Source organism: Brevibacillus centrosporus (genome assembly GCF_046622605.1).
GTDB lineage: Bacteria > Bacillota > Bacilli > Brevibacillales > Brevibacillaceae > Brevibacillus > Brevibacillus centrosporus.
In genome coordinates, this window is sequence record NZ_CP176856.1 from 5,562,494 (window position 1) to 5,588,003 (window position 25,510).

Below are 25,510 nucleotides of genomic sequence, written 5' to 3' on the forward strand. Positions count from 1 at the left end.
AGTAACACTCCCTTTGGATGAATGGGATCGATTTAGCTTTTCGTCAGCTCTATACTGCAGCTTGCCTGATTCGTACGGGACTGACCGAGGCGCAGCTCCCACAGCTGCTGTCCGCGATGGAAAAACGGATAGGCGATAAAGGTCAACAGCATGAGAATCGCGAAGATAAGTGGGCCTTGCCCGAAGCCTAATGAGTGGAGCAAAATTCCTCCGAACCAGGCACTGGCGCTCTGCCCGATGAAGGCAAACCCGCTTGCCCCATAATAGGTTCCGCGCAAATGGCTGGGAGCGATCTCTCCGATCAGCACATCGCCAATCACAAAGCTCAGAATCTCTCCGGCAGTAAATACGACCATCGAGAAAGCGAGCAGCACCAGGTTCTCAAACACTCCGAATCCGAGCAGACCCAGTCCGAACAGCAGACATCCTGCCTTCAGGGACGTCAGGGAAGAATAGCGTTTCATCAGCTTGGCCAGCGGATATTGCAGAATCACGACAGAGAGCGTATTGATGATAAATAAAAACGAATAGGCTTCAATCCGATCATGGCCGATGTATTGGGAAAGCGTCGTATCGAGATGGGAATACGCGCCGGCGAGAAAGACGTTTCCCAAAAGAAAGTAGAGAAACACTTTATCGCTGAAAACGACCCGGACCATTTCCTGCATAGGTGTGGCCTTCGACTTTTCCTGCAGCCCTTGGCGGAACAATAGCATCAAGACGACCAGCGCGATCGCATAAAAGGCAAAGATAGCAGCACTGATGTAAAACGGTACGAGTGAGGACGTACTGCCCGCACCCAGCTTCAGGCCGAGAAGAGGACCGATGGCACCGCCGATGTTGATGGCAAAATACCGGGCCTGAAAAGCGTCTGTACGTCTTTCGGGAGGGGTAACATCTGCCAGGAGAGCTCGCGCTGTCGGTTCGAAGATGCTCCGGCATAGTCCATTTAGCGAGCTCATCAGAAAGAACTGCCACGTCTCATTCGCATAGGCAAAGCCTAGCAAGGTGAGGCTCCAGGCTGCCATAGAGGCGATCATCACAGGGTAACGTCCCAGTCGATCCGATAAAGCTCCACCGACGAAGCTGCAAAGTGTCCCGACCAAAAAACTCGCTGCCAGAATTGCCCCTACGGTGGCTGGATCAATTCCTTTTCCCTTTCCCAAGTAGATGCCCAGGAATGGTATGGTCATAAAAAAGCCTGTACGTGACAGGAAGGTTCCGATAATTACGCCCCACGCGACGGGATGAAAGTGAGCCATCGTCCGGAGCTTTTGCCAAATGCCATTCATTTGTGTCTCCCCCTCAGGTATGGTCTTTGTACCTTTGAGTATATCTATCTTGAACAAGAGAAAAAGGGTATGATTTGAGGGAGATCGTTCACCTTTTTTCCATGAAATGAGGGTTCGTATGTTGCCAGTTCTGCATTTTTTAGAGCTTCGTTCCTCTTTTCCGGACAGAGAAGCTCATGTGCCTTTCCCTGTCACTATCGAAAAGCTCTCTGGCATATGGCACTGTACTCCTCGCTACACGAAAATCATCATCCGCAAGCTAAGTGAGCTGGGGTGGATCGAGTGGCGCGCAGGGCGTGGGCGGGGAAATACCTCGGTCGTGACGCTTCTGGCCGATGCAGAAGAGCTTTTGCTGAAGGAAGTGAAGACCAGGATGGAGCAAGGCGATGTAAGCGAGGCGATGGAGCTGATGAACCGATTTGGGCAGAGCTCAGTCAAGAATCGTCTGATGGATTGGCTGTCGGATGGAATGGGCTTCTCGACGCAAATGGTCTCCGATCGCCTGGAGGATACACTGCGCTTCCCCGTTTACCGCAAGATCGTCACGCTTGATCCTGCCTTGTCCTTTTATACATTCGATGCCCATATGGGTGGGCAGATTTTTAATACGTTAGTGGAATACGATCAGGAAACACGGATGATCAAGCCGAGCATCGCCCACTCCTGGGAGGAGAGCGCCGATGGACAAAGCTGGACGTTCCATTTGAAAAAAAGCATTCCTTTTCACCATGGGAGGGAGCTGACTGCACAGGACGTTGTCTTTTCTTTGGATCGCGTTCGATTGCGCCCGGAGCGGTTCGAATCGAGCTGGATGTTTCGCGACATCGTGCAGGTGCGCGCGCTCGACCACAAGACCGTGCACATTCAGTTGAAGCAGGCAAACTCGTTGTTTTTGCGCTTTTTGTCTACGGTTCCTGCCAGTATTGTCCCTCAGGAAGTCGTGCTCAAAAGCGAATCGGAATTTGCGAGACATCCGGTGGGAACAGGACCGTTTCAGGTGGCGAGGATGCAGGAAGGGATTTGTGTGCTGGAGGCGTTTCCCGCCCATTTTCGCGGCAGGCCGCAGCTGGATCGGGTCGAGGTACTGATCCTGCCTACTGTGGAGCCTGGCCGATTGAAAGAGCCGGATTGGACCTCCGTATTCACTTCCTATAGCGACCCCAACCAAGGGGAGCTGGCAGCACAGCTCAGCGAGGATTGTGGGTGGCAGGATGCGGAAATGCTGTTTGCTTGCTGTACGATGCTGGTTTTTAACCAATGGAAACAGGGTCCTCACAATCACCCGGCTTTTCGGCGGGCCTTGCAGCATATCATTGATCGGAAACTAATGATCGCCGATTTGGGTGGAGATCTCGTTTTCCCAGCTAAAGGGTTTCGCCCGCAGCAAGCGGTGAGGCTGGAGGAGAGCGAAGATGCAGCGAGTCTGGAACAGATCCAGGAATGGCTGAAAGAGAGCGGCTATCAGGGAGAAGTCTTCCGCATTGCGTCCAACAGCTATCACCAGGAGGATGCGAAATGGATTCATGCGCGGCTGCAGTCGTTTGGCATCCAAAGCCAGCTCGATGTGAAGCCGTTGGAAGAATTGAGGGATTACGAAGATTGGGGGCAGTATGACTGCCGGCTGTTCGGGAACGTATTTACGGGTGACGAGGTCTGTGAGCTGGAAATGTACCTGCAAAAAAACTACTTTCTTGCCGCCTATGAGCCCGATACAGCCGAGCGTGTCCACCAGCTTTCGGAAGCCTTGTTTCGTGAATCCGTGGCCGCAAAGCGCCAGGAGCTGCTCGACGATCTGGAATCCCTAATGAGGCAGACCCATTCGGTCCTCTATCTCGTCTACAAAAAGAGCAGCGCATCTTACCACGAAGCAGTGCGAGGAGTCTCCATCAATGCTTCCGGGTGGCTCGACTTCGATAAAATCTGGTTTCATCCGCAGGCGATACACACCGGATGAGTAAGACAAAAGCGGCTGGGGGAATCCTGGCCGCTTATTTTTCGTAAAAAACACATACTACAACTAGGATTCTCGTTCCTTTGCTTTTATGGTAATCTTCTTGGAAGAATCAGGGTTCCTTATCTCTTTTACTAGGTGGTACGTTATGCGTTCGATTTGGCAGATTTACAAGACCGATTGGCTGAACATTTTCAAGGTGCCGACGGGCGTTTTTCTCATCGTTGCCATTGCGCTGCTCCCATGTCTCTACGATTGGGTCAATATCCGCTCGGTGTGGGATCCCTATGCGAATACACAAGGTGTCAAGGTCGCAGTCACCAGCCAGGATGAGGGTGCAACCGTAGCTGGACAATCCATCAATATCGGAGAAGAGCTGCTCAAAAGCTTGCAGCACAATCAAAAGCTGGGATGGACCTTTGTCGATGAAGCGGAGGCAGAAAAAGGAGTAGATACGGGGGTGTACTATGCCAGCATCCTCATACCAAAAGACTTTTCCGCCAAGATAACCGGTATTGCGGAGGGAAGGCTTGATAGGCCTACTGTTATCTACACCGTGAACGAAAAAGTGAACGCAGTCGCTCCCAAGATTACCTCATCAGGGGTCTCTGCGATCGCGAAGGAAATCAACGGAAATTTCACGGAGGCTGTCAGCGGGGCGTTATTGAAAAAACTAAAGGAAATCGGTATCGAGGTCGAGGCACAGCTGCCGACAATCCGTAAGATCGAACAGGGTATCTTTGCTCTCGAGAAGAATCTCCCGCAAATCGAGGCTGCGGGTCAAAAGGTGCTTGAGCTGGAAAAGAAGCTGCCTGAGATTCATGAAAAGGCGCAAGTCATACCTGCACTGGAGGAAAAAATTCCCGAGATCAATCAAGCTGCTTCGTACTTGCTCAAAATCCAGCAGAACTGGCCGAAAATCAATGAGGCGATCTCGCAGATTCTCACCGTACAGGACAAGCTTCCGCAGATTCATCAGGCGGCTGATCGCGTGCAGGAGCTGGATCAGCGGTTTCATCAGGTAGAAGAGACGGTCAATCTGGCTCTCGAAAAAACGAACAAGGCATTGGATGTCGTGACCGCGGCACAGGATGCGTTGCCACGTATCGGAGACATAGCGGATAAGGGTGCGGCTTTTGCCGATCAGATGAACGAGTTTCTGACAGCGCATGATGGAGCGTGGGAGTCTATCGCACCTGTCGTTAAGCAGAACCTCGAATTTGCACAGCAGGCTGCGGATGCGGCCGCTCTGCTGACAGATCGTTTGCTCGATACGAATCCAGATCGCTGGCCGACCGCAGACGAGGTGAAAGCAGTACAGACTAGGTTGACCACCGTCGCACGGGTGCTCACGCATACCGCCTCTTTGCTGGAGCGCCTCAACGCTTACTTGCCTGGTCAGCCGCTGCAGGCACAGATAGACCGTCTGCAGGCTGCTCTTGGAAAGCTGAACAGACAGGTAGAACTGCTTGGTGTTGTCGCGAAAGCACTGGAGGAAGGAAAGAAGCCTCTTCGGGAGACAATCGAGCAGCTGCGACAGCATGCTCTCGGGACAAGCGATGTCTTGGGCGCCATACTCGACAACTATGACGCACAGATCGTTCCGCGAATCTCTGCGGGGATCGAAAAACTGCGGGAGCTTACAGGTACGGCAGCGGACCGTTTGCAGGAAGCAAAGGAGCGATTGCCGGATCTTGCCGCGATTTTAAAGGATGCACGGGCTGGTCTGGAATTTGGTCAGGCAGAGCTGAAACGGATACAGGAGCAAATGCCGCAGATTCGGGCTAAGGTCCATGAGCTGTCGCAGGGTCTCGCAGCCAAAGTGGATCAACTGGACAGAATCGTAACGACCGTTGGACCCCTGCTGAAAAGCAGTCTCCCGGAAATCGGGAAGAGGCTGGATGCAGCAGCCAGCTTCATCCAAAATGACCTGCCTAAAGCAGAAAATGAGCTCAGAAGACTGTCTGATTTTGTACGAAACCAGCTGCCGCAGCTCGAATCAGGCGTACATCGAGTTGCCGCTCTGGTGCGCGAGGATCTTCCTGCGCTAGAGCGAGCGGTTTCCGAGGCAGCCGATAAGCTTCGAGAGTTTGAAGGGAACAATCAGTTTGCTGCTCTCGCCAAGCTCTTGCGCGGGGACATCCAGGCGGAAAGCGACTTTTTGGCAAGCCCTGTGCAAATCCAGGAGAATCGCAAATATCCGATCCCCAACTACGGCTCTGCCATGTCTCCCTTTTACGGAGTCCTCTCCTTATGGGTGGGGGCGACCTTGCTGATTTCTTTACTGAAGGCGGAGGCAGACAATCCGGGTGAGCGATACAAGCCGTATCAGCTTTATCTGGGAAGGCTGGCGACATTTTTGACGATCGGGATGTTTCAGGCGCTATTCATTACGCTAGGGGATATCTACTTGCTAGAAGCCTATGTCGCGGATAAGCTGCCGTTCGTATTGTTCGCCATGCTGGTCAGCGCGGTATTTGTCACCATTACGTACACGCTTTTGTCCGTCTTTGGCAACGTGGGGAAGGGTCTCGCCATCATTTTCATGGTGTTTCAGTTCTCCAGTTCAGGCGGGACGTTTCCCATCAGCATGACACCGGCCTTCTTCCAGGCTTTGAATCCGTTTATGCCGTTTACGTATGCGATCAGCCTGCTGCGTGAAGGTGTGGGGGGAATCCTCTGGCAGACGGCGATACGGGACATTCTCTTTCTGCTCGGCTTCATCGGACTTTGCCTGTTTGTCGCTCTCGTGCTGAAGCGTCCGCTCAGTGGTCTGATCAAAAAATCTACGGAGAACGCCAAGAAGACGAAAATCATTGCCTGAAAAAAGAGCAAGGACAGCCGCTGTGAGCTGTCCTTGCTTTATTTATGCCGATGTCGATCGTATGGGGTTACACCAAACCCTGGACCATCATGGCGTCCGCCACTTTGATGAAGCCGGCGATATTGGCACCGACGACGAGATTGCCTGGGTGACCGTACTCCGCGGCTGCTTTCATGCTGGTTCGATAAATATTGATCATGATTTCGTGCAGCTTGGCATCCACTTCTTCAAATGTCCACGCCAGTCGCATGCTGTTTTGAGCCATTTCCAGTGCTGATACGGAAACCCCGCCCGCATTGGCAGCTTTCGCAGGGCCAAAAAGAACACCGCTTTGCAGGAATACTTCGATGGCTTCGAGGGTGGAAGGCATGTTGGCCCCCTCGCCAATTGCACGCACTCCATTTTTCACGAGAATGCGAGCAGAATTCGCGTCGATCTCGTTTTGGGTAGCACACGGCAGTGCGACATCGCAAGGAATCTCCCAAATGCCGGAGCAGCCTTCTCGATACTCCGCTTGCGGGTGCTCTTTGACATAATCGGAGATTCGTTTTCGCTCTACTTCTTTTAGACGTTTCACCGTCTCCAGATTAATTCCGTTTTTGTCGTAGATGTAGCCATTGGAGTCGCTGCATGCCACCACACTTGCGCCCAGCTGCATGGCTTTCTCCATCGCGTAGATCGAGACGTTGCCAGACCCGGATACGACAACCGTGCGGCCTTTCATGCTCTCTCCCTGATCTTTCAGCATTTCCTCAACAAAGTACACGACGCCGTAACCGGTTGCTTCGGTACGGGCTAGACTTCCCCCATAGCCCAGTCCTTTTCCCGTCAGGACGCCTGCTTCAAAGCCGCCGCGAATGCGTTTGTACTGTCCGAACATGTAGCCAATTTCGCGTGCGCCTACGCCAATATCTCCTGCAGGAACATCAGTATCCGGACCGATATATTTACATAGCTCTGTCATGAAGCTTTGAGTAAAGCGCATGACTTCCCCGTCCGACTTCCCTTTTGGATCGAAGTCAGAGCCCCCCTTTCCGCCGCCGATGGGCTGGCCAGTCAAGGCGTTTTTAAAGATTTGCTCAAAGCCTAGAAATTTGATGATACTGGCATTGACGGAAGGGTGGAAGCGAATGCCCCCTTTGTACGGACCAATTGCACTGCTGAACTGTACACGAAACCCGCGATTTACTCGTACTTTGCCAAAGTCATCTACCCATGGAACACGGAAGGTGATAATACGCTCAGGCTCGCTGATTCTCTCCAGAATGCCGTTGTTCATGTACTTGGGATGCTTGGCGAATACGGGGACCAGAGAATCGAAAATTTCTTTCACAGCTTGGTGAAACTCTTGCTCGCCTGGATTACGCGTCTGAATGGTCTCGTAGACTTCATTGACGTATTCCTGTGCGACTTTCATGGAATCCAAATGAATTTCTTCTTGCAGAGCTGCCATTCCTCTCATCTTCTTCCTCTTGTTTTTATTCTCTCTCTTTATATACTTGCTGCTCGTGCGATGGTTTGCTTTGAAGTATTGTATAATCGAAAATTTATCGTAACAATTCAAAATAGGTGATGAATCAATGCCGAAATGAGATGGAAAATCAAAAGCGGTTTCTGAAGACGATTTATCTGGCTAAGAATGGAAGTCCAGTTTCGGTTAAGAATAGATGAGGGACCTTCATTCATGAAAGAGGAGGATGACTGTTGAAAAGAAATTTCCAAAGAGCGATACTCCTGCTTCTCTGTCAGGGATTGCTCAGTTCTCCAGCTGTTGTGGAGGCTAAGGAGAATAGTGGACACATCCAGCAGGAGGATTTCCTAAAAGCAGACAGTGCAGTGCTGCATGATGAGATGCGGAAGCTATGGACGGATCAGGTGGCTTGGACAAGAAGCTACATCGCCAGCTCCATCGATGGACTCCCGGATCAAAACAAGCTGCTGGAAAGGCTTCTGCAAAATCAGGTGGATATTGGCAATGCAATCAAGCCCTTTTATGGCGAGGACTCCGGGAATCAGCTGGCGCAGCTGCTAAGTGAACATGTCCTTCTCATCGGAAAGATTCTGGATGCAGCCAAAAGCAATAATCAGGTGGAGTTGAAATCGCACAATACGGAGTGGTACCAGAACGCCGATGACATCGCCAACCTCCTCAGTGGTCTCAATGCCAATTGGTCTCTGAATGTTTTGCGAGACATGCTGCATACGCACCTGCAGCTGGTTACAGATATCCTGGATGCCCGACTCAATAATGATTGGGATGCAGATTTTACTGCGTTTGATAAAGGAATCGACCACATTTGGCAGGTGGCGGACGTTCTCTCGGACGGAGTGATCAAGCAATACCCTGATCAAATATCTGAATAGCATGGTCTTCAGGCGGGGAATGGTTCATTCCGTGCCTTTTTTCTTGTAGGTTTCTTACAAAAGAGTAAGGTAACTGTTAGATAGATCAATGGCTCCCTCCCTGGAAAATCGGTACAGTTAGAACCGTTGCCACACACCAGAACGGTATGTACGAAAAAGAGAAGAGGGGAGCATGATTGATGAACACATCTGTCCTAGAAGTGAAACAGGTCCAAAAAATATACGGGGCAAAGGGAGAAAGCCAATCCCATGCACTAAAGGGAGTTACGCTGAATATTCAGGAGGGCGAGTTCGTTGGCATCATGGGTCCATCTGGGTCCGGAAAGACCACGCTGCTGAATGTCATTTCGACACTGGATCGCCCGAGCGAAGGCGTAATTGAAATCGCCGGAACCGACATCACGAAAATGAATCAGAATCAGCTGGCAGATTTCCGATCGCAGCGCCTTGGTTTTATCTTTCAGGATTTTAATTTGCTGGAGAATTTGACGATCTACGAAAATATTGCACTGCCACTTTCCCTGCAAGGTATTCCTTCACCGCAAATTCGGGAGCAGGTGAAAAGGGTCGCGAAAACGCTGGGGATTGAGGAGCTTTTGACGAAGTATCCTGTGCAGGTATCCGGGGGACAAAAACAAAGAGCAGCGGCGGCTCGTGCACTCGTGCATGAACCGGCGATTTTGCTGGCAGATGAGCCGACAGGTGCACTCGACTCCAAAAACGCGAAAAGCTTGCTTGCGGCGATGAGCGATTTGAACGAAAACCACCACGTATCAATCCTGATGGTGACACATGATGCCTTTAGTGCGAGCTATTGCCAGCGCATTTTGTTTATTCAGGATGGCAGCCTGTACAAAGAAATCCATCGCACGGAAGACCGCTCCTCCTTTTTTAAACAAATTCTGGATGTACTCGCCGAGCTAGGTGCATCTCAGGAAATGGACTAGGAGGTACGAACGATGTTACTGAAGCTATCGCTATCGAGCATGCGCAAAATGTTGAAGGACTACCTGGTCCTGCTTATCGGGCTGGTCATCTCCATCTCGGTTTTTTACATGTTTCAGACCCTTGCGCTCAACAGCGAGTTTACCAAAGAAAACTCTATTATAAGCTCGATTCAGCTAGTGTTTAATGTGGGGGCATTCCTACTGGCGTTCATCACGATCTTTTACATTTTTTACGCCAATTCCTTTTTGCTTTCGCTCAGAAGAAAAGAGCTGGGGATGTATCGGGTTTTGGGAGCGAAACGGGGGAAGATAAGCCAAATTCTGTTTTTGGAAACGCTGGCTATGGGGATCCTTTCACTGATCGTGGGAAGCTTGGCAGGCATCGGGCTTGCCGGTGGGATCGGATCGCTGCTGATGGATCAGCTGGATATTTCAGCGGAGGGCTACCAGCCATTCTACACACCAGCTTTGCTGATGACAGGTGGATTTTTCACAGTGCTGTTTTTGATCACCTCTACAGTAAATGCGGTTCGCCTGGCGCGAGCTACCGAGCTGGACCTCATTCGTTCCGAGCAGCAGCATGACCGTGTAAAAACGATCGGAGTCGGGACGGTACTGGCAGCCGTGTTTGGGCTCGCTCTCGTGGCAGTGGGCTATTACGCGCTGATTCACATGAAGGAGCTGCTGGCACTCGGACTGCTGGTCGGCGCTGTAGCGACCACAGTAGGAACGTACCTGTTGTTCATTGCCTTGTTGCCTGCTTTCATGAAGCTGCTCAAGCAAAATCAAAAGCTGAACGATCAAAAGCTCAATGCCTTTACGCTCGCTCAGCTGCATTTTCGCGTCAACAACCTGACAAAGGTGCTGGCAACCGTTGCGATGCTGATCGCCCTCGGGGTAGGCGCCATGGCAGGTGGACTGGCATTCCAAAACAATGTCGCCCTGATCGCAAACGTCGCTCGCGTCTACGATGTCACGCTGCAGGATCCCGCTCTAGAAGATACGGAGGCGCTGAAAACCATGTCGGTGGAGGAACAGCTCACGTACCGCTATAAAATAGACGACAACGCCATTTCCTATGTCAAAGAGGATTTGCTCGCACATCCGCCGCTCATCTCAAGCAACAGCATGACGGAGTACCGTCGGGATAGTCAGCCGATTCGCGTCTCTGCACAGCTGCCTGCCGGTATTTCCTCCACCAGTGGGAAGGATAGCGAGCCGATTCCAGAACAGTGGGAGCAGGCCATCCGAAATGAGTTCATCTCCAGTTACTCGATGCTTGGAGATAGACAGATACAAATCGTAGACCAGTCGACCTTCGCTGCGATGAAAGGCAATGAGCATACACTGCTGCTCGCGAAGGTCGATGATTTTCTAAAGTACAAGCCACAGTTAAAAGCCATGCAGCAGCGTCAGATCGGGCTGCTGTCCTCCTCCGAGGAAGATGGCACTCTCATGACCAAATATGGGATGTACGAGAGTCTGTACGCATTTACGAGCGGAACGATGTTCATGGGCTTCTTCCTCGGGATTGCGTTTCTCGCCATGATGGCGAGCTGCCTGATGTTCAAAATTCTTTCCGGAGCGACTCGGGATCGCGGGCGGTATCAGATGCTGCGCAAGATCGGGGTACGCAAGTCCTGGCTGGTCGGCTCGATTTACAAGGAGCTGTTCCTCGTATTTATTTTCCCGGCCTTGATGGGACTTTTGCATGTATGTGTAGGTATGAAAATGTTCTCAGTTATTCTGCTTGAGCCTTACGTCCAGTTATGGATACCGACGCTGATTTTCGCGCTCATCTACGCTGTCTACTATGGGATTACTGTTCAGCTCTATCGCGGAATTGTACTGCCAAAAGAAGCGTAACCAAAGTGAAAGCATGTGTGAGATCGTATGATCCTGCACATGCTTTTTTGCGTGGACAAGTTGGATGGAAAGGATTCTTACGATCGTGCGTGAGAAATTTTTATAAAGAACGAGTATATTGGCACGTATAATGCTTCGCTCATGAAGGGGAAACGTTCGCAAATAACATTTATAAACGAAAGTTATCCAACTGATTATGCTATAATTTAGCTAAAACACGAAAAATAATAGAAATTTCAATTGAAATAGATCGGATATTATGATAACTTAACCCGTGAGAATTTTTTTGTATAATCGCTCGATTGGAAAAGGGGAAAAGAAAATGGAATGGAAGGATATTATCGCGGCGCTTAGCGTGGTACTGAACGGTTTGCCGCAAGGGCTGCTGGCTCTGTCTCTCGGCTTTGCATCCGTTCCTACTGCATTGGCTTTCTTGGTCGGTGCCGCAGGGAACGCTGTCACAGGATCAGTAGCCGTCGTTTCCTACCAGGCTGAAACGATTACGCTTGCGGGAACGATCGGTAAGAGTATGAAGGAACGGCTCTCCATGATTTTTGTGGGCGGTATCATCATGACGATTATTGGTCTGTTCGGCTTTTTAGAGAGAATTGTCGACTTTATCGGTCCGGTCATTACGAACGGCATGATGGCAGGTGTAGGAATCATGCTGGCTCGTGTATCCTGGGACATGGCTCGAAATAATATGGCAGTCGGCGCCACGTCGATGGCAACCGGACTTTTGACGTATTTTTTGACGAAGGATTTGGTTTACACCGTTACGGTTTCCGTCATTTTGTCCAGCGTGGTCTCTTTGATTCTGAAACAAGGCAGTGCGATCCAACCGGTAGCCAATGATCGCCTGAAGCTGCAGAAGTTGACGTTCTCTCCTGCAATCCTGCGTGGAGCAATGGCGATGGTATGCCTCAATATCGGGGCGAATATTGCCTTTGGACAAATTAATGGAGAAATTGCCAAGACGGATGTAAACATCGATACGCTCAGCGTCATCAGCAGCGTGGCGGACATGGTATCTGCATTGTTTGGCGGTGCCCCAGTAGAGGCGATCATTTCGGCTACCTCAGGTGCGCCGCATCCGGTTGCTTCCGGTGTCTTGATGATGGTGCTGATGGCTGCGATTCTGTTTGCAGGCTTGCTGCCCAAAATCGGCCGTTATATCCCGAGTGAATCGATTTCCGGCTTCTTGTTCGTTCTGGGTGCGATCGTAACGGTTCCAGGGAACGCGACAGCTGCTTTGACTGGCGCAGACGCTTCTTCCGGACTGGTAGGCGGGATGACGATGGTTGTTACAGCGATTTCAGACCCGTTCTTCGGCATGCTTGCTGGCCTGCTGATGAGAGCGTTGATTAGTCTATTTGGAATGTAGGAGGGTGTAACATGGAGAAAACCTATAAGCTGGAAGTAGCGGGAGTCACCCGTGAGCTGCCGATTCTGCCGGTAGCGGAAGATTTGAGCATCGCGAGCTTCGTCATTCTCGGTGATGCCCAGATCGTAGCGGCGGCGGCCCCTCTGTTGGTAGAAAAGCTCCCCGAGGTTGATGTACTGATTACGGCAGAAGCAAAAGGAATCCCGCTCGTCTATGAAATAGCACGCTTGCTCAACCTGAAGAAGTACTATGTAGCACGGAAAAGCATCAAACCCTACATGGATCAGCCGTTGGTCAACGAAGTGTTCTCCATCACCACGCAGACAAAACAAGTTCTGTGTCTGGATGGGGCGGATGCCCGCGAGATCAAAGGGAAGCGAGTCGCCATTATCGACGATGTAATCAGCACGGGCAAATCGCTGAAAGCCATCGAAGACTTGGTGGTACAAGCAGGCGGCGAGGTCGTGGCGCGAGCAGCTATTCTGGCTGAAGGCGATGCGGCGGCGCGCACGGATATTCTGTTCCTGCAAGAGCTTCCGCTGTTTCCTCATAAATAAAGGATGCAGGTTATTTGGTTTTTACAAACAGTCCCTTGGATTCGTCCATGTGGGCTGTTTTTTGTACCTGTAATCTCCCTGAAGTGATACGATCTTGGAGGAATGCAGGAACTCTGTGTTGTGAGATACTTGTGAGGGCAAGGTGATAGGATGAGGAAGATCAGATGCCGATGGAAGGAGAAGCGACAGTGAAGCGGGCAAACTACATCAGGCTTATCGGGATCGCAGGGATCTTATTGCTTTCTCTCGTAACGTTTTTTGCTATCTATATCAAGACTGTACCATTACAAAAATCCCCTCTGGCAAAGCAGGGCGTGCTGGATTTATCGGCATGGTCCTTTCATGAGCAGGGCCTGGCCAATCTGGACGGGGAGTGGGAGTTCTACGAGGGTGAGCTTTTGCGACCGGAGGATTTTCGTCAGTGGAATCACGCGAGCCAGGAGGAGTATTTAACCGTTCCTCAGACCTGGAAAGGAAAGCAAGCCGATGGCAGTGGAATGAACAGGAAGGGCTTCGGGACGTTTCGATTAAAAGTCATCGTGCCAGAAGCAAACGAGATGTTTGCCATAAAAACCCGCAACATCCGTATGTCCCACCAGCTATTCATCAATGGAGAAAAAGCAGGCGAGAGTGGGCATCCTGCACCGGTATTGGATGAGCACACTCCTGGAAATACGCCATACGCGACTTTTTTCTACGCCCGTACCAAGGAAATCGAAATCGTAATTCAAGTCTCCAACTTCATGTATATCACGGGAGGCATCGTTAACTCGATTCAATTTGGGTTACCGGAAGATATAGCCCGTCTGAACAGTATTCAAATGGGCACTGATCTTGCTGCTATCATCATCCTCGTCATTCTTGGATTCTATCATCTCAGCTTTTACTTTCTGCGGACAAAAGAGAAGTCTTATTTGTACAGCGGTGTATACATCCTGACACTTTTAATGGGGCAGATGGTTTACGGGGAAAAGGTGCTGCTGCGATTTTTTCCGCAAATCCCCTTTGATTTCGCATATAAAATGCAAGACCTGAGCGTCTATCTCAGTGCCATTATCCTGATGCTATTCTTGCATTCTTTTGATCATCGCATCATGTCCATCAAGAAGCTGCTAATGACGATGATCCCCATACTCATATACATAGCAGCGATCTTTGTCCTCCCGTACCCGGTTCATAGCGAATATGAATACATCTACCTGGTTTATATGGAAATCTTGCTTTTGTACTTATTGGGGCGTTTATTCGTCTTGTACAACCGTAGCATGAGGGACCCGGCTAAGAGAAAGGAAATGATCTGGTTTATCGCTGCAAGCGTGTTCCTGCTTATCTTTTTGACGGATGGAATCCTGTACTCAGAAAATATCGTGCCCTCTGATTTGGTGGGTAAAACAGCAGTGATTGGCTTTCTGACCTGCTTGAATCTGCTATTGGCGGTTCGATTTACGGGTGCCTTTGAACAGACAGAGCTACTGACCCATCAGCTGTTTGTTGCCAATCAGCTCAAGGACGAGTTCCTGACGTATACCTCGCACGAAATGAAAACTCCGTTGCACGGCATCCAGAATATTGCAGCCTATTTGCTGGAGGATGAGAGCCACCCACTGTCCCTGGAGCAGCAGCAAAACGTTGGTCTGATCAAGGATACCTCGATCAAGCTGTCCATGCTAATACACGATTTGATCGACGTTACACGTCTGAAGCATGGAGGGCTGCGTCTGCATGCAAAAAAGGTAGATGTTCGTGTGGTGACCCAAATGGTTTTTGATGTGCTGCAGTTTGAGCTCGCGGGGAAATCCGTGCGGCTGGTCAATCGGGTCGGGTCCCATGTCATCGTAACGGCGGATGAAAATCGACTGAGGCAGGTCATGTACAATCTTCTCCATAATGCTATCAAGCATACCAAAGAGGGGGCCATTACCGTTAAGGAAAGAAGGGTGGGGAAGCAAATCCACCTCTACGTAGAGGATACCGGCACCGGGATTGCGAGTGATAGACTCGAATCTATTTTCACGGCTTTTGACCAAAGGGAGACGGCTGTGGCGGAGGATGGCTATACGAGCATGGGCGTAGGGCTGTACATAAGCCGAAAGCTAATCGAGCAGATGGGGGGAAGCATACAGGTAGACTGGTCCGAGGTAGGCAGGGGAACACGCATGATGTTCACACTGCCAAAAGCAGAAGAGTCAATCTCGCAGCAGGAGATAGCTGCGACCTCTACGAGTCAGCAGCCCTTTACAGAGGAAAGGCTCTCTCTCGATATTTTGCATCAGTCCTCGCCCACCGTTCTGATCGTTGACGATGAGGCCGCCAATATACAGGTTCTCTTAAATATTTTAAAACGCTACAACTACAACGTCATCACAGCTTTCTCTGCTCAAGAGGCGCTCCTCAAGCTGAAGGAGCATCCACAGGTAGACTTAGTGATTCTGGATGTAATGATGCCAGAGGTGTCAGGGATAGAACTATGCAGGAGCTTGCGGGAGCAGTATTCGATTATTGATTTGCCGATCTTATTTGCAACCGTGAAGGATACCCCGCATGATATCGTGCTCGGTTACAGAGCAGGTGCCAATGACTACGTGACCAAGCCGTTTGATGCCGAAACTCTCATCGCCAGGATTCAGATATTGATCGCGATGAAGTCGTCTATTCACGAAGCCATCCAAAGCGAATACGCTTTTCATCAAGCACAGATCAAGCCCCATTTTTTGTACAATGCGCTCAGCAGCGTCGTCTCCTTCTGCTATACAGATGGAAAAAAGGCAGCGTATCTGTTATCCATGCTCAGTCAGTATCTGCGCTTTATTTTGGAGATGGATCGAAATACGCAGTACGTCCCTTTGTACCGGGAGCTGGAGCTGGTGGAAGCGTACGTCGAGATCGAAAAAGCCCGCTTCGATGACGGCTTCGATTTCATTTGCGAGGTGGAGGAATCGTGTACGAGCTTGCTCATACCGACGCTCTGCATTCAGCCATTTGTGGAAAATGCTATCCGTCATGGTTTGTTTGAGAAAGAAGGGCATGGTTGTGTGTCACTGAAAATAGGGCTGGAAAATGAATGTCTGAAGGCAACGATCGAGGATGATGGAGTCGGTATGGAGTGGGATTCATCAGGTGGGCAGCAGCGTGGCGGAATCGGAATACGGAATATACAGAAACGTTTGCAGACGCTACCAGGTGCTGACTTGCAGATCGAGTCGAAAGCAGGACGGGGGACCCGTGTATGCCTAACTGTGCCAATTCGGATGAAGATGGAAGTAGGTGGAGCTAGTGAGAGGAGTGCATCATTTGTTTCGCGCCATGATAGTAGAGGATGAAAAGCCGATCCTGGACCTGATGAAGTACATTATCGGACAAGATGAGCATTATACGATTGTCGGTGCTTTTACGAATCCTCATGAGGCATTGGCTGTGCTGGAAGAGCTTCAGGTAGATGTGGCTTTTCTAGATGTGGAAATGCCGCGGATGAACGGGCTGGAGCTGGCAAGAAGAATTAATGAGCAATCTTCACACACCAAAGTTGTCTTTACTACTGCCTACAAGGATTATGCCTTGGATGCCTTCGATGTGCACGCTTTTCACTACCTCTTAAAGCCTGTGGCACCGATGGCGATCGAAAAGGTGACGAAAAGGCTGGTGGAAGAGCTCGGAATGCGCGAGAAAGACAGCAAATCCGGGAATAAGATGTCCATCCAATGCTTTGGCGGATGGGAAGTGCGTAATCCAGCGGGAGAAATCATTCGGTGGCGGACGAAAAAGACAGAGGAGCTGTTTGCGTATTTGCTCTGTCACCCTGGAAGAGATATCAGCAAATGGCAGCTGATGGATGTGCTGTGGGGAGAAATGAAAGAGGATCGGGCGACGAATAATCTGCATACTACAGTCTACCGATTGAAAAAGATCCTGAAAGAGCAAGAGCTGGGCATGGACATCATTAAAACAGGTGAGGGGTATATGCTAGAGCGGCGCGACCATTCCTATGATGTTTGGGCCTTTATCCAGCACTATACGGCTGCGACGAAGGATCCGTTGCCAACAGATTTGGCAGAGAAGCTGTGCCAGATGTACCAAGGGCCACTGTTGGATGGAAAGGATTACTTCTGGAAAACTGCTTTAGAAGAGCGATTTACCAAGCAGTATACCCGACTCGTACAGTATTTGGTTGAGCAGGATCTGACGAATAGAGACTGGCAAAGAGCAGAGGAACGGGTCGATGCTTTTTTGGCGATCTATCCCTTAAACGAAGAGATGAATCAGGTTTTACTGCAAATTTATGCGAATAACAGACAGACCGGAAAAATCGTCAAGCATTACGAGCATTTTGCTGCAGTGTATCGCCGGGAATATGGGGTAGAGCCCGTGACAGACATAGGCGAATGGGTATCCGATTATTTACGGAAAATCCAGTGAAAAGAATCGTAGCCTCCTAAGCAAATACTTGTCAGAATTTTGAGAGACTGATCTGGAATATTGCAAACAGCGGGATTTTGGTGGAATCCAATTGTTCGGACGAGGAAGGCAGGGATTGAATTCACAAGTTCTCGAACGCGCCAACGAGAAGCTGTCTTTTTGTCAGGCGGCTTTCCCTCATCGCCTCTTGCGCCTAAAGCGAAAAGGAATAACCGCAGTCCCGGGAGCATGCTAATCCCAGACTGCGGTTTTTTGTGCGACTTTGCTGATCAGTTGATTTGCGGCAGTGGCTTGACTGTCCGTTTTCGCGTGTGGCGCAGGAAGTTGATCAGGACGACGACCAACACGATCAGTTGCGGGATCGTCGTTTCCCAGTTTGCATAGATGCCGAGCGATGGAGCGTCGAGCAGGTAGTCGGAGCTGTGAGCAGCCAGGCTGCCCGTCACCTGCAGGGCATGAATACTCGCACCGATAAATTTGAACGCCATGTAGTAGAGCAAAAGGCTCGCGATCAGGAAAAACGGACGAATCGGAATGCGAGCGCTCAGCTTGATGATGGCAAAAGCAATGATTGCAAGTACGACGAGAGCACCACCGATCCCGATGAAAAGGTCGGTCATGCGGATCGTAGCCGCCATCCCCATGTAAAAGATAATCGTCTCCGCCCCTTCACGAATGACCGCGAGAAAGGCCGTAAAGCTGAGCGACCACAGCGTGCCTTTTGCGAGCGACTCGCCAATCGTTTTTTCCACAAAACGGCTCCACGCTTGCAGATTGGACTTCTTGTGCAGCCAAGCTCCGATAGTCAGCATGAACAGCACAGCGATAATACCGGTAATGCCTTCGATCGTCTCCCGAGAGCTGCCTGTAGACAGGTTGGAAAAGACAATGCTTAGTGCTATGGCGAGGAGAGCCGATCCAATAATGCCTACTGCGGCACCAGACCAGATCCATTTGCGTTTGTCTTCATTGCCGGATCGGTTCAGGAACGTCAGCAGAGACACGATGATCAAAATGGCCTCTAAACCTTCGCGGAACAAAATCAGTCCTGCATCCCAAGCGGTATAGGAAGAGGAATCCGCAAATGGCTGAAGCTCGGTCTTCATCTCTGCGATATACGCAGCTGCCTTTTCCCAGTTGGGAGGGCTGGACAGAATCAGTGTCGGAACGGATACCATCTTCGTCTCGATACTGCTGTAGGTTGCAGGCGATTTCGTCATGACGACGCCTTCCACAGACGGCCAAGTGGAGATAAAGGTATCCATCTTGTTGGCTGCGCTTTCTGCCTGCTGATTCTGGATATCGGCAGAAACGGAGTCCAAGAGCTCCAATAGGGAGGAGATGGACGGCTGGTCTCCGGAGGCCAGTGTGGCGCTTACGACTGTTTTACCGGCGAGGTAGTTCTCGACGGCTGTGACCAGGTCCTGCAGCTTTTCCTTGCTTTTGGCTGGGTCAGGTGGTTCGGTATTCAGTGCAATCCGTGCACCGCTGATTTTGACTTCCATATCGCCGTATACCTGAGGATTTTCCGCCCGTACCAGGTTTTCCGCTTTGTACCAGCCATTCACGAAGCTGTTGTAGGCATTCTTGGCAGCGGCACCGTCACCAGCAGCTACAGCTCTCATACTGTCCTGCAAAAGCGGGAGAAGAGCGCCAATCTGCTTGTGGGCCTTTTCCTTGGGCTGACCCGAATCTTCCTTGGATGTGACGTAGCGGTCTGCTGCTTTCGCGAGCTTGGAGATCGCTGCTTTTGCAGCTTGTGGATCAGCTTCGACCTTCGCAAGAGCCTGATCCGCTTCTGTCAGGGCAGCTGTGAGCGACTCGGCTTCCGTGGAGCTTTCGTCATTGGCAGCCCAGAGAGTCTTCATACTGGCCACTGCCTTTTTGGCTTCGTCCCAGTTTTGGTCCCCGCTGCTGATTAGGGCATCACTGGAGAAGGCAATCATCTGCTTCAATTGGTCGGCCTGCAGCGGTGCTGCCTGAACGACGGAGAGACCCGACGCGAAGAGCAGCAAGGACATGCAAACAATAAACATATAGCGTTTCAAGGTGTTCACTCCATCCTTGATGGGAAATTAAAATAACGTGTCTCCGATGTATCCGCCTTCGCTCGCACCGGGGAGACAGGCAAACAGGCCGCTGCCGACGTGTGTGATGTATTCATTGAGCTGGTCTGCGGCTGCCAGCTTCTGCTGCATCGGTATGAATTGCTTGCGTGGATCGCGGTTGAAGCATACGAACAACAGTCCGGCATCGAGCTGGCCCGTTTTTGGATCCATTCCGCTCGAGTACGAATAGCCACGCCGCAAAATTTTAACTTTGCCTTCCATATTGGCCAGCGCGACATGAGAAGTGGAAGGGACGATGAGATTCCCATCGCTGTCTTTGCGGTGCAGCTCCAAATCGTCGAACTCTCCAGTTTTGCCCAGCGGCGCACCAGATTGGCGGTGTCGGCCAAAGGTGCTCTCCTGATCATCGAGCGAGGAGCGGTCCCAGATCTCAATGCGCATGCGGATTCTTCTCATGACCATGTAAGAGCCGCCAGCCATCCAGGACGGATCGTCAGAGGACTGTGCCCATACGATTTCGTCTGCCGCTGCGGGGTCGCTTACCTTCGGGTTGTTCGAGCCGTCCTTGAAGCCCATCAGATTGCGAGGAGTAGAGCCTGCCGGGTCTGATGCATTCGTCCGCTGGAAGCCATCCTGCACCCAGCGAAGCACTGCTTTTCCACGGGCGATCCGCGCCAGGTTGCGGATGGCGTGAAAGGCGACCTGCGGATCATTGGCACAGACCTGGACGACGATGTCTCCGCCTTCCCATTCTTTGCGTATATCGTCGCTGTTAAAGTGAGGCAAATCGACCAAAGGAGCCGGTCGTTTGCTCGACAAGCCAAAACGGTTATCAAAGAAAGAAGCGCCAAGTCCAAAGGTAATGGTCATGCGCATCGGGTCAAGACCAATACTCTCTCCTGTATCTTCTGGTGGAAGGTGAGGGTTGTCGCTTTCGTCTCCTACCCCTTTTCCTTCTGTCATACGTGCGGATGCTGCGGTCCAGCTCTGGAACAGCTTGCGTACGTCAGCTATATCGGTAGCCGTTAAATCAAAAGCACCCATGCAGATAAAGTCCTGCATAGGTGTAATGATTCCGGATTGAAACTTTCCGTAAAAGGGAACGATCCCATTTACAGCACCCGTACCTGTGGAGGTAGCTGTATTCGTAGGGGTAGATTTCGGCTGCATGATCGCTCCCATGCCGCCAGAACCTACCAAGAGTCCGATCCCTCCGACTCCTGCAAGCTTCAGAGCGTCCCGACGTGTCATTTTCTTGTTCGCAATGTCTTCGAGACGTTTGGTATCCATTCGGTTAGCCTCCTACGATTGTTCCCATTTTGGAAAGAGGTTCTGCCAATGCATCCAATGCTTGACTGAGCTTTTTCACCTGATCTTCTTTGATTTCGTTATAGAGGACGAAACCGTCGCCTTTACGATGAGGAGCAATTTCATCGTCAAGCGCTTTGAAGCGAGTTTCAATCTCTGTTGCCAGAGCGGAGTCCTTCGCTTCTACGGAGGATTTCAGCACTTTGAAGATTTCGTTTGCGCCTTCTACGTTTGCTGCGAAATCGTACATATCCGTACGGGAGTAGCGTTCCTCTTCCCCTGTTACTTTGCTGGTAGATACTTCGTTGAGCAGCTCAACAGCACCGGTCACGAGCATTTTTACGTCGATTTCTACGCTCTCTACTTTCACGCGCAGCTGTTTGACGTCCTGAAGCAGCTGATCCGCGACTGGGCCTTGATCGGCAACGGATTTTGTTTCCCACAGTGCTTTTTCCAGCTTGTGATAGCCGCGCCATTCGTTATCCGGTACATCGCCTTCGCGGGCATCGATCCAAGGGTCAAAGTCGCCGAGAGATTCTGCGATCGGTTCGATTTTTTCATAGTAAGCACGCGCTGGAGCGTACAGTTGCTTTGCTTTTTCCATATCGCCTGCTTTTACGGCGTTGGTGAATTCCTCTGTTGCTTTTACCAGCAGATCTGTCTGTTCGATCACCCATTTTTGATAATGGTCAATAGAAGCTTTCAAATCGGGTGCATTCGTTGCAGCGGGAGCCGTAGTATTGCTAGCAGCTGGCTGTGCTGGTTGAGCGGCTTCCGGTTTTGTCTCTGTTTTCGCTGTTTCGGCGTTTCCGCACGCGGACAGCATCAAAGAAGAGCCCAACACAACTGCACTTAAAGGATAAACCCATTTCTTACTACTCATCTGAAAAACATCCCCTTAACGTAGCATATAAATGATTGCTTATATACCGAGAATAAAAATCATTATCAATTACAAAGAACTTACTCCTTTCTTTCGAAGTTTGCAATAGTTTTTGTGAAAAATTTGATATGGGTCTTGCTGGCTGGAAAAACCAAGAAGAGTCTAATAGAAAAGCCATCGCATATACGATGGCCAAAGGTAGAGCTAACAGTCTATTTTCGCTGGTGATACCCGGTTGCAAAATGCAAGAATAGGTGCAGTGCTACTCGGGAAGTCATGTCCCTTACATCCTTGGTAGGATCGACGCACACCATATCCATGGCAATGACCTTGGACGATTTGCCGACTGTATGGGCAGCAAAAAGCAAATCGACAGAGGACAGGCCAGCTGGTCCGATGGCAGGAACACCAGGTACTGTCGACTGATCCATGACGTCGACATCGAAGGTAATATAGATAGCATCACATTTTGCCTCCAGGTAGCGAAGGGCTTCTATGACGACGGCTTCGATGCCGCGCTGTCTGACTTGATTGGCTGTAATCAGTGTCATCCCTTTGCCTTCCGCATACTGTCGGTACTCACGGGAGTTCGCGAAGCTGCGCAGACCGATCGTGACGATATCTTCTCCGCGGATCACCTCAGACTCCATCAGGCTGCGCATCGGAGTTCCATTGGAGGTGCCGCCGTAGTTCGTGTCCCGCACATCCAGATGAGCGTCAAACTGGATGAGGCCGATTCGCTGCGGCTTGGCTCGCTTGATTCCTGTGATTGCTCGATAGGTAATCGAGTGGTCACCGCCTACGATGATTGGGAGCGCGGAGACATTGGACGTAACTTCCTGCAAGGCTGACTCGATGTTTTGCTGACAGCAGGCAATATCCGTCACATGCATGGCCACATCGCCCAAGTCAACGGCACGCAAGGACGCGAGCTCCACATCCTCGTCGAAATTATAGGTCGTAAAGGAGCTTAACAGCTGACGGAATTGCAGCGGATGGGCATGCGCGCCGGAAAAGCTGATCGAGCTCTTCGAGAGCGGCACCCCGATAATGGCAAAATCATAGGCTTCGCCGGGCTGATAGGACTGCTCGACCCACTCGGACAGACGAGTTACGTACGGATCGCCTTTTCCTTGGGTAAATCGAAAGGGAGGCTGCGTCAGATATGAAAACATGGGATGTCCTCCTTCTATTAATGAGATAATACTTTGCTCAGGAAGGCTTGGGTGCGAGGCTGATCGGGCGCAGTGAAGATTTTTTCCGGTGTCCCGTCCTCAATCAGTGTCCCGCCATCCATGACGACGACGCGGTCTGCCACTTCACGGGCAAAGCCCATCTCGTGCGTAACGACCACCATCGTCATTCCTTCGGCAGCCAGCTGCTTCATGACGGTCAGCACTTCTCCCACCAATTCGGGGTCGAGCGCAGAGGTAGGCTCGTCAAACAGCATGACCTTTGGCTTCATCGCCAAAGCGCGGGCGATGGCTACACGCTGCTTTTGTCCGCCGGAGAGTTGGTCGGGATACATGTCTGCCTTTTCGGCTAGTCCAACCTTGCGCAGCAGCTCGCGAGCCAGCTTTTCTGCTTCCTCGCGCTTGGTTTTTTTCACGGTCATCGGCGCCATCATGACGTTTTCCAATACGCTCACGTGGGGGAAAAGATTAAAGTTTTGAAACACCATCCCCACTTCGGAGCGGACTTTGTCCAGCTCCTTCTGCGGCATTTCCACGAGCTTTCCGTTCTTTTGGATCAATCCGATCGGCTTTCCTTCAATTTCGATGGAGCCCTCTTGAATTTGTTCCAGGTAGTTCATGCAGCGGAGCAAGGTGCTTTTGCCGGAGCCGCTAGGTCCAATCATTACGACGACCTCGCCCTGCTCCACGTTGAGGCTGACATCCTTTAGAACATGCAGCTTTCCGTAAGATTTATGGATTCGTTTCACCGAGATCATTAGGCACGCGCCCCCTCTACACTCAATTTGCGCTCCAGTCGACCGATGATGACGGAGATGGAGTAGTTGACGAGGAAATACAGAACGGCAATGCCGATGTAAATCTCAAAGTAACGGAAATTGTTCGATACGATCAGATTGCCTGCGCGCATCAATTCAGATACCGTAATGACGGACAAAAGGGAAGAGTTCTTGGTCAACGCGATAAACTCGTTACACAGCGGTGGCAGCATGCGGCGCACGGCTTGCGGCAAAATAACCTTCAGCATCGTCATGCCATGGCTCATCCCGAGGGAACGCCCTGCCTCCATCTGTCCTTTGTCGATGGATTGAATCGCTCCGCGCACGATTTCCGATACGTAGGCTGCGCTGTACATCCCCAATCCGAGTACCCCTGCTACAGAAGCACTCAAATCCACTTGCATGCCAATCGCCAAGCCGTAGTAGAGAATCATGAGCTGCACCAACAGCGGTGTTCCGCGAAACCATGCCAGATACCAGGAGCAGAGTACAGATATCCATTTTTGCTTGGACATCCTTCCAAGACCAATGATCAGTCCCAGAACCGCACTTAGAATCAGTGCCATGAAAGTCATCGAAACCGTAACCCATAGCCCTTCCAGAAGCGCAATTAAGTTGTTGTCTTCAAAAATCACCATGAAATCAAGCGCCATTGGTGCACCTCCTGATGTTGTCGTTATTCACCAAACCATTTTTTTACGATTTCGTCTTGCTTGCCGTTTTCTTTCAACGTTTTCAGAGCTTTATCGAGAGCCACGACAAATTCCTTGTTTTCCTTGCGAACGCCGTAGCCGTAGTATTCTTGCGTCAGCTCTACATCGAGGACTTTGACCTTTTGGCTTTGCTTCGCGTAAACCTTGGCTGCAGGCATTCCCGTTACGACTGCGTCTACGCGGTTGCTTTCCAGCTCGAGGAACATCTCTACGTTTTTCTCTACTTCGACGAGCTTCACTTCCGGGTACTTCTCTTTCAGGAACTTGGCAGACTTGGTACCGATCTGGACCGCTACTTTTTTGCCCTTCAAGTCCTCCGCACCTTTGATGGTGTCATTTTCGTTTTTCACCATGATCGTCAAACCGCCTGGGTAATAAGGCTGGGAGAAGTCGATCGTCTGCTTGCGCTCATCCGTGATGTACATAGCGGATACGATCATGTCGAACTTCTTGCCTTGCAGTCCTGGGATCAGACCTTTGAAGTCGGTGTCTACGAATTCTACTTTCTCAGCTCCCAGTTCAGCGGCAACAGCCTTCACCAGCTCGATGTCGAAGCCCTCGTATTCGTTCTGCGCATTTTTGTATTCAAATGGCTGGAAAGTGGCGTCGGTTCCCACCAACAAGGTCTTGGTGTCCTTGATTTTTTGCAGCACTTCATCCGTAGGTGCTGCTGCGGCTGTACCGCCATTACCTGATGCAGCTGGTTGTTCGGCAGGTTTGGAACCGCAGCCAGCGATGAGCGCACCGGAAATCAATAGCGCACAGAGAGAAAACAATCCTTTACGAAATCCTTTCATTGATGTGTACCCCCTATGAATTCTTTTTAGTAATTTCGAATACTAGCTATATTCAAAAATCGTGCCAAAGATACAAAGCTCGACAAAAAGGTACAACGAAGGAAGAAAGAACGCTGTGTGAAGCCATTTGCAAAGCGAAATGAGTCGAACCTGCCAAATTCAGAAAACAC

At 50.7% G+C, this 25,510-nt stretch carries 18 protein-coding genes; 9 read left to right on the forward strand and 9 right to left on the reverse strand.

Annotation, left to right across the window (positions count from 1 at the left end):
* Positions 1 to 32 precede the first annotated feature (32 nt).
* Complete coding sequence (locus tag ACLIN2_RS27925; RefSeq protein ID WP_411502748.1) at positions 33 to 1,292, reverse strand: MDR family MFS transporter; 1,260 nt, start codon at positions 1,290 to 1,292, stop codon at positions 33 to 35.
* A 118-nt stretch (positions 1,293 to 1,410) separates the two neighbouring features.
* On the opposite strand from ACLIN2_RS27925, the gene ACLIN2_RS27930 reads away from it, so the two are divergent.
* Entirely contained in the window at positions 1,411 to 3,246 is a 1,836-nt protein-coding gene (locus ACLIN2_RS27930; protein WP_411502749.1) for an SgrR family transcriptional regulator, read from the forward strand.
* Between the two features lie 145 nt (positions 3,247 to 3,391).
* Positions 3,392 to 6,067 carry a YhgE/Pip family protein gene (locus tag ACLIN2_RS27935; protein WP_411502750.1) on the forward strand — a complete coding sequence of 892 codons (2,676 nt, stop codon included), beginning with the start codon at positions 3,392 to 3,394 and terminating at the stop codon, positions 6,065 to 6,067.
* Between the two features lie 67 nt (positions 6,068 to 6,134).
* Here the strand turns inward: ACLIN2_RS27935 and gdhA are convergent, their stop codons facing one another.
* Complete coding sequence (gene gdhA, locus ACLIN2_RS27940) at positions 6,135 to 7,520, reverse strand: NADP-specific glutamate dehydrogenase (protein WP_400583781.1); 1,386 nt, start codon at positions 7,518 to 7,520, stop codon at positions 6,135 to 6,137.
* A gap of 251 nt (positions 7,521 to 7,771) precedes the next feature.
* Between gdhA and ACLIN2_RS27945 the strand changes: the two genes are divergently transcribed.
* From ACLIN2_RS27945 to ACLIN2_RS27975, 7 genes are all read left to right on the forward strand, one after another.
* Entirely contained in the window at positions 7,772 to 8,431 is a 660-nt protein-coding gene (locus ACLIN2_RS27945; RefSeq protein ID WP_411502751.1) for a glycosyltransferase, read from the forward strand.
* Between the two features lie 179 nt (positions 8,432 to 8,610).
* Positions 8,611 to 9,378, forward strand: a complete 768-nt coding sequence (locus ACLIN2_RS27950) for an ABC transporter ATP-binding protein (RefSeq protein WP_411502752.1) — start codon at positions 8,611 to 8,613, stop codon at positions 9,376 to 9,378.
* Positions 9,379 to 9,390: 12 nt separating this feature from the next.
* Positions 9,391 to 11,244, forward strand: a complete 1,854-nt coding sequence (locus ACLIN2_RS27955) for an FtsX-like permease family protein (protein WP_411502753.1) — start codon at positions 9,391 to 9,393, stop codon at positions 11,242 to 11,244.
* 322 nt (positions 11,245 to 11,566) lie between these two features.
* Entirely contained in the window at positions 11,567 to 12,628 is a 1,062-nt protein-coding gene (locus ACLIN2_RS27960) for a solute carrier family 23 protein (protein ID WP_122926370.1), read from the forward strand.
* Positions 12,629 to 12,639: 11 nt separating this feature from the next.
* On the forward strand, positions 12,640 to 13,185 hold the full coding sequence (locus ACLIN2_RS27965; protein WP_400583683.1) for a phosphoribosyltransferase family protein: 546 nt from the start codon (positions 12,640 to 12,642) through the stop codon (positions 13,183 to 13,185).
* Positions 13,186 to 13,349: 164 nt separating this feature from the next.
* Positions 13,350 to 16,505, forward strand: a complete 3,156-nt coding sequence (locus ACLIN2_RS27970; RefSeq protein WP_411502754.1) for an ATP-binding protein — start codon at positions 13,350 to 13,352, stop codon at positions 16,503 to 16,505.
* Positions 16,477 to 17,598 (forward strand): response regulator, encoded by a 1,122-nt coding sequence (locus ACLIN2_RS27975; protein WP_411502755.1) that lies wholly within the window; start codon positions 16,477 to 16,479, stop codon positions 17,596 to 17,598. The genes ACLIN2_RS27970 and ACLIN2_RS27975 overlap by 29 nt, the downstream gene beginning before the upstream one ends.
* Before the next feature lie 269 nt (positions 17,599 to 17,867).
* Here the strand turns inward: ACLIN2_RS27975 and ACLIN2_RS27980 are convergent, their stop codons facing one another.
* The 7 genes from ACLIN2_RS27980 to ACLIN2_RS28010 all read right to left on the reverse strand — a co-directional run bounded on the left by ACLIN2_RS27980 (position 17,868) and on the right by ACLIN2_RS28010 (position 25,340).
* Positions 17,868 to 19,655: an FTR1 family iron permease gene (locus ACLIN2_RS27980; RefSeq protein ID WP_411502756.1), complete on the reverse strand. Its 1,788-nt coding sequence runs from the start codon at positions 19,653 to 19,655 to the stop codon at positions 17,868 to 17,870.
* 18 nt (positions 19,656 to 19,673) lie between these two features.
* Positions 19,674 to 20,957 carry an iron uptake transporter deferrochelatase/peroxidase subunit gene (efeB, locus tag ACLIN2_RS27985; RefSeq protein ID WP_411502757.1) on the reverse strand — a complete coding sequence of 428 codons (1,284 nt, stop codon included), beginning with the start codon at positions 20,955 to 20,957 and terminating at the stop codon, positions 19,674 to 19,676.
* A 4-nt stretch (positions 20,958 to 20,961) separates the two neighbouring features.
* A complete protein-coding gene (gene efeO, locus ACLIN2_RS27990; RefSeq protein ID WP_411502758.1) occupies positions 20,962 to 21,858 on the reverse strand; it encodes an iron uptake system protein EfeO in 897 nt (298 codons plus the stop codon).
* Between the two features lie 212 nt (positions 21,859 to 22,070).
* The gene (locus ACLIN2_RS27995; RefSeq protein WP_411502759.1) at positions 22,071 to 23,033 is read right to left on the reverse strand and encodes an agmatinase family protein; all 963 of its coding nucleotides are present in this window, start codon (positions 23,031 to 23,033) and stop codon (positions 22,071 to 22,073) included.
* A gap of 17 nt (positions 23,034 to 23,050) precedes the next feature.
* A complete protein-coding gene (locus ACLIN2_RS28000) occupies positions 23,051 to 23,809 on the reverse strand; it encodes an amino acid ABC transporter ATP-binding protein (RefSeq protein WP_092271795.1) in 759 nt (252 codons plus the stop codon).
* On the reverse strand, positions 23,809 to 24,483 hold the full coding sequence (locus ACLIN2_RS28005; protein ID WP_400583665.1) for an amino acid ABC transporter permease: 675 nt from the start codon (positions 24,481 to 24,483) through the stop codon (positions 23,809 to 23,811). Before ACLIN2_RS28005 ends, ACLIN2_RS28000 begins: the two co-directional genes overlap by 1 nt.
* A 23-nt stretch (positions 24,484 to 24,506) precedes the next feature.
* Positions 24,507 to 25,340, reverse strand: a complete 834-nt coding sequence (locus ACLIN2_RS28010; RefSeq protein ID WP_092271800.1) for a transporter substrate-binding domain-containing protein — start codon at positions 25,338 to 25,340, stop codon at positions 24,507 to 24,509.
* Between the last annotated feature and the right edge of the window lie 170 nt (positions 25,341 to 25,510).